General features: G+C 52.3%; 2 tRNA genes and 3 rRNA genes. All 5 read left to right on the forward strand.

Going from position 1 to position 5,657, the window contains the following annotated elements:
- Positions 1–234 precede the first annotated feature (234 nt).
- The 5 genes from QUA01_RS27085 to rrf all read left to right on the forward strand — a co-directional run bounded on the left by QUA01_RS27085 (position 235) and on the right by rrf (position 5,601).
- Positions 235–1,763 (forward strand): 16S ribosomal RNA (locus tag QUA01_RS27085).
- Between the two features lie 114 nt (positions 1,764–1,877).
- Positions 1,878–1,954: transfer RNA gene (locus tag QUA01_RS27090), tRNA-Ile, on the forward strand.
- 27 nt (positions 1,955–1,981) lie between these two features.
- Positions 1,982–2,057: transfer RNA gene (locus QUA01_RS27095), tRNA-Ala, on the forward strand.
- A 375-nt stretch (positions 2,058–2,432) separates the two neighbouring features.
- A 23S ribosomal RNA gene (locus tag QUA01_RS27100) occupies positions 2,433–5,309 on the forward strand.
- 179 nt (positions 5,310–5,488) lie between these two features.
- A 5S ribosomal RNA gene (gene rrf / locus QUA01_RS27105) occupies positions 5,489–5,601 on the forward strand.
- The 16S, 23S and 5S rRNA genes sit together here with 2 tRNA genes alongside, the layout of an rRNA operon.
- Positions 5,602–5,657 lie beyond the last annotated feature (56 nt).

The following is a 5,657-nucleotide window of genomic DNA, read 5'->3' on the forward strand; positions in this document are numbered from 1 at the left end:
CAAAACCTGTGTCATAATCTAAGGCTTCGCTGATCGCAGCGGGGTGAGCGTGGTGGGGATGGCTGAAGGGCTGTTCGTGCTGCGGGATCATTAAAAACATACAGCCGATAAGCGTGGGCGTTTGAAGGCGATTGCCAAAGGACTCGAAAGGGTCCGAGTCGCAAGACTTTAAACGCTCATGAGAATAGAAGTGAAGTTCACTTCAATTCCGTTTTTATGAGTAATTTCAAGATCGAACTAAAGAGTTTGATCCTGGCTCAGATTGAACGCTGGCGGCATGCTTTACACATGCAAGTCGAACGGTAACAGGCCGCAAGGTGCTGACGAGTGGCGAACGGGTGAGTAATGCATCGGAACGTGCCCAGTCGTGGGGGATAACGCAGCGAAAGCTGCGCTAATACCGCATACGATCTATGGATGAAAGCGGGGGACCGTAAGGCCTCGCGCGATTGGAGCGGCCGATGTCAGATTAGGTAGTTGGTGGGGTAAAGGCTCACCAAGCCGACGATCTGTAGCTGGTCTGAGAGGACGACCAGCCACACTGGGACTGAGACACGGCCCAGACTCCTACGGGAGGCAGCAGTGGGGAATTTTGGACAATGGGCGCAAGCCTGATCCAGCAATGCCGCGTGCAGGAAGAAGGCCTTCGGGTTGTAAACTGCTTTTGTACGGAACGAAAAGGCTCTGGTTAATACCTGGGGCTCATGACGGTACCGTAAGAATAAGCACCGGCTAACTACGTGCCAGCAGCCGCGGTAATACGTAGGGTGCAAGCGTTAATCGGAATTACTGGGCGTAAAGCGTGCGCAGGCGGTTTTGTAAGACAGGCGTGAAATCCCCGGGCTTAACCTGGGAATTGCGCTTGTGACTGCAAGGCTGGAGTGCGGCAGAGGGGGATGGAATTCCGCGTGTAGCAGTGAAATGCGTAGATATGCGGAGGAACACCGATGGCGAAGGCAATCCCCTGGGCCTGCACTGACGCTCATGCACGAAAGCGTGGGGAGCAAACAGGATTAGATACCCTGGTAGTCCACGCCCTAAACGATGTCAACTGGTTGTTGGGTCTCTTCTGACTCAGTAACGAAGCTAACGCGTGAAGTTGACCGCCTGGGGAGTACGGCCGCAAGGTTGAAACTCAAAGGAATTGACGGGGACCCGCACAAGCGGTGGATGATGTGGTTTAATTCGATGCAACGCGAAAAACCTTACCCACCTTTGACATGTACGGAATTTGCCAGAGATGGCTTAGTGCTCGAAAGAGAGCCGTAACACAGGTGCTGCATGGCTGTCGTCAGCTCGTGTCGTGAGATGTTGGGTTAAGTCCCGCAACGAGCGCAACCCTTGTCATTAGTTGCTACGAAAGGGCACTCTAATGAGACTGCCGGTGACAAACCGGAGGAAGGTGGGGATGACGTCAAGTCCTCATGGCCCTTATAGGTGGGGCTACACACGTCATACAATGGCCGGTACAAAGGGTCGCAAACCCGCGAGGGGGAGCCAATCCATCAAAGCCGGTCGTAGTCCGGATCGCAGTCTGCAACTCGACTGCGTGAAGTCGGAATCGCTAGTAATCGTGGATCAGCATGTCACGGTGAATACGTTCCCGGGTCTTGTACACACCGCCCGTCACACCATGGGAGCGGGTCTCGCCAGAAGTAGTTAGCCTAACCGCAAGGAGGGCGATTACCACGGCGGGGTTCGTGACTGGGGTGAAGTCGTAACAAGGTAGCCGTATCGGAAGGTGCGGCTGGATCACCTCCTTTCTGGAAAAAGAGCAATCAAGCTCAAACGCTCACACTTATCGGTTGTTGGAAGGACGTCGCCAGCGATCCGGGCAATTTGAAAGAGTTGGCCTGGGGAGATCAAGCGACCGGCTTGGGTCTGTAGCTCAGTTGGTTAGAGCACCGTCTTGATAAGGCGGGGGTCGTTGGTTCGAGACCAACCAGACCCACCATCCCCTCCAATGCGCGCAAGACATCCTGGGGGATTAGCTCAGCTGGGAGAGCACCTGCTTTGCAAGCAGGGGGTCGTCGGTTCGATCCCGTCATCCTCCACCAACCCATTCACGTGGCCGCGCCCACGTTCTTGTCAGGTCATCTTCTCGGGTGAATCCACATCAAAGCATCCTGGTGCGTGCTGCACGAGGGTATTTTGATGTTGATTGATATCCATCGATTGACAGGGGAGTCGAAAGATTCTCCACGGCTGTTCTTTAAAAATTCATAGAGTCGAATCAGCGTTGCTGATGGAAAGCACATATTCGTAAAGGTTTCATGTGCACCGTGCCATCAGCAACAGATTTTTGATTGCGTCAACGAATATTCAATTTGATCGAAAGATATGAATTGAAGCGGCATAACGCGTCAGGTGAAAGACCTGACAGACATTTGCTTGAAAAGGTGATTTTGCGTTGCAAGACGTCAAAGTTATAGGGTCAAGTGAATAAGAGCACGTGGTGGATGCCTTGGCGATGATAGGCGACGAAGGACGTGATAGCCTGCGATAAGCTTCGGGGAGCTGGCAAATTAGCTTTGATCCGGAGATTTCCGAATGGGGAAACCCACCTGCAAAGGTATCGCATGATGAATACATAGTCATGCGAGGCGAACCGGGTGAACTGAAACATCTCAGTAGCTCGAGGAAAAGACATCAACCGAGATTCCGAAAGTAGTGGCGAGCGAAATTGGAAGAGCCTGTTAGTGATAGCACAAGACTTAACGGAACGCCTTGGAAAAGGCGGCCACAGCGGGTGATAGCCCCGTACGTGAAAAGACCTGTGTGGTACTGAGCTAACGACAAGTAGGGCGGGACACGAGAAATCCTGTCTGAACATGGGGGGACCATCCTCCAAGGCTAAATACTCATCATCGACCGATAGTGAACAAGTACCGTGAGGGAAAGGCGAAAAGAACCCCGGGAGGGGAGTGAAATAGATCCTGAAACCGCGTGCTTACAAAAAGTAGGAGCCTCGAAAGGGGTGACTGCGTACCTTTTGTATAATGGGTCAGCGACTTACATTCAGTGGCAAGGTTAACCGAATAGGGAAGCCGTAGAGAAATCGAGTCCGAATAGGGCGATTCAGTCGCTGGGTGTAGACCCGAAACCAAGTGATCTATCCATGGCCAGGATGAAGGTGCCGTAACAGGTACTGGAGGTCCGAACCGACTAGTGTTGCAAAACTAGCGGATGAGCTGTGGATAGGGGTGAAAGGCTAAACAAACTTGGAAATAGCTGGTTCTCTCCGAAAACTATTTAGGTAGTGCCTCAAGTATTACCGTCGGGGGTAGAGCACTGTTTTGGCTAGGGGGTCATGGCGACTTACCAAACCAAGGCAAACTCCGAATACCGACGAGTACAGCTTGGGAGACAGAGCACCGGGTGCTAACGTCCGGACTCAAGAGGGAAACAACCCAGACCGCCAGCTAAGGTCCCTAAAATTGGCTAAGTGGGAAACGAAGTGGGAAGGCTAAAACAGTCAGGATGTTGGCTTAGAAGCAGCCATCATTTAAAGAAAGCGTAATAGCTCACTGATCGAGTCGTCCTGCGCGGAAGATGTAACGGGGCTAAGCCAGTTACCGAAGCTGCGGATTTGCAATTTATTGCAAGTGGTAGGAGAGCGTTCTGTAAGCCTGTGAAGGTGTCTTGTAAAGGATGCTGGAGGTATCAGAAGTGCGAATGCTGACATGAGTAGCGTTAAAGGGGGTGAAAAGCCCCCTCGCCGTAAGCGCAAGGTTTCCTACGCAACGTTCATCGGCGTAGGGTGAGTCGGCCCCTAAGGCGAGGCAGAGATGCGTAGCTGATGGGAAACAGGTCAATATTCCTGTACCGATTACAAGTGCGATGTGGGGACGGATTTTAATAGGTTATCCGGCGGTTGGATGTGCCGGTTTAGACAGATGTAGGCGACACGTAGGCAAATCCGCGTGTCATATACCGAGGCTGTCGATCGAGCGAGCTTGCTCGCGAAGTAACTGAACGAGGTCCCAGGAAAAGCCACTAAGCTTCAGCTTGTAATTGACCGTACCGCAAACCGACACTGGTGCGCGAGATGAGTATTCTAAGGCGCTTGAGAGAACTCAGGAGAAGGAACTCGGCAAATTGACACCGTAACTTCGGAAGAAGGTGTGCCCTAGTAATGTGATGAGAACATCTGAGCATGAACGGGTTGCAAAAAATTGGTGGCTGCGACTGTTTATTAAAAACACAGCACTCTGCAAACACGAAAGTGGACGTATAGGGTGTGACGCCTGCCCGGTGCTGGAAGATTAATTGATGGGGTGCAAGCTCTTGATCGAAGTCCCAGTAAACGGCGGCCGTAACTATAACGGTCCTAAGGTAGCGAAATTCCTTGTCGGGTAAGTTCCGACCTGCACGAATGGCGTAACGATGGCCACACTGTCTCCTCCTGAGACTCAGCGAAGTTGAAATGTTTGTGATGATGCAATCTCCCCGCGGAAAGACGGAAAGACCCCATGAACCTTTACTGTAGCTTTGTATTGGACTTTGAACAGATCTGTGTAGGATAGGTGGGAGGCTTTGAAGCAGGGTCGCTAGATCTTGTGGAGCCAACGTTGAAATACCACCCTGGTGTGTTTGAGGTTCTAACCTAGGTCCATTATCTGGATCGGGGACAGTGCATGGTAGGCAGTTTGACTGGGGCGGTCTCCTCCCAAAGCGTAACGGAGGAGTTCGAAGGTACGCTAGGTACGGTCGGACATCGTGCTAATAGTGCAATGGCATAAGCGTGCTTAACTGCGAGACTGACAAGTCGAGCAGATGCGAAAGCAGGACATAGTGATCCGGTGGTTCTGTATGGAAGGGCCATCGCTCAACGGATAAAAGGTACTCTGGGGATAACAGGCTGATACCGCCCAAGAGTTCATATCGACGGCGGTGTTTGGCACCTCGATGTCGGCTCATCTCATCCTGGGGCTGTAGCCGGTCCCAAGGGTATGGCTGTTCGCCATTTAAAGAGGTACGTGAGCTGGGTTTAAAACGTCGTGAGACAGTTTGGTCCCTATCTTCCGTGGGCGCTGCAGATTTGAGGAAGCCTGCTCCTAGTACGAGAGGACCGGAGTGGACGCACCTCTGGTGTACCGGTTGTCACGCCAGTGGCATTGCCGGGTAGCTAAGTGCGGAAGAGATAACCGCTGAAAGCATCTAAGCGGGAAACTCGTTCCAAGATGAGATCTGCCGGGGCCTTGAGCCCCCTAAAGAGTCGTTCAAGACCAGGACGTTGATAGGCTGGGTGTGGAAGCGCAGCAATGCGTTAAGCTAACCAGTACTAATTGCTCGTGCGGCTTGACCCTATAACTTTGATGAAAACCATCAGAGTCAAATGTCATCCGACTGAAAAGTCATGTTATGCCCTCATGGAATGCAACACCGTTGCCCCCATGACGTTGGCAGCAATCAAAAACCAGCTGATTCGAAGCTCTATGAATTCGACCAGGTCGTGCACCTCGCACAGCCCGGTCAACCAGTTATGCCTGACGACCATAGCAAGGTGGTCCCACTCCTTCCCATCTCGAACAGGACAGTGAAACGCCTTTGCGCCGATGATAGTGCGGGTTCCCGTGTGAAAGTAGGTCATCGTCAGGCTCTTAATACAGCCCCCCAAACCCCCTCGTACCTCCGTACCTGGGGGTTTGGGCTTT

This window comes from Microcoleus sp. S36a_B3 (genome assembly GCF_036700745.1).
Classification (GTDB): domain Bacteria; phylum Cyanobacteriota; class Cyanobacteriia; order Cyanobacteriales; family Microcoleaceae; genus Microcoleus.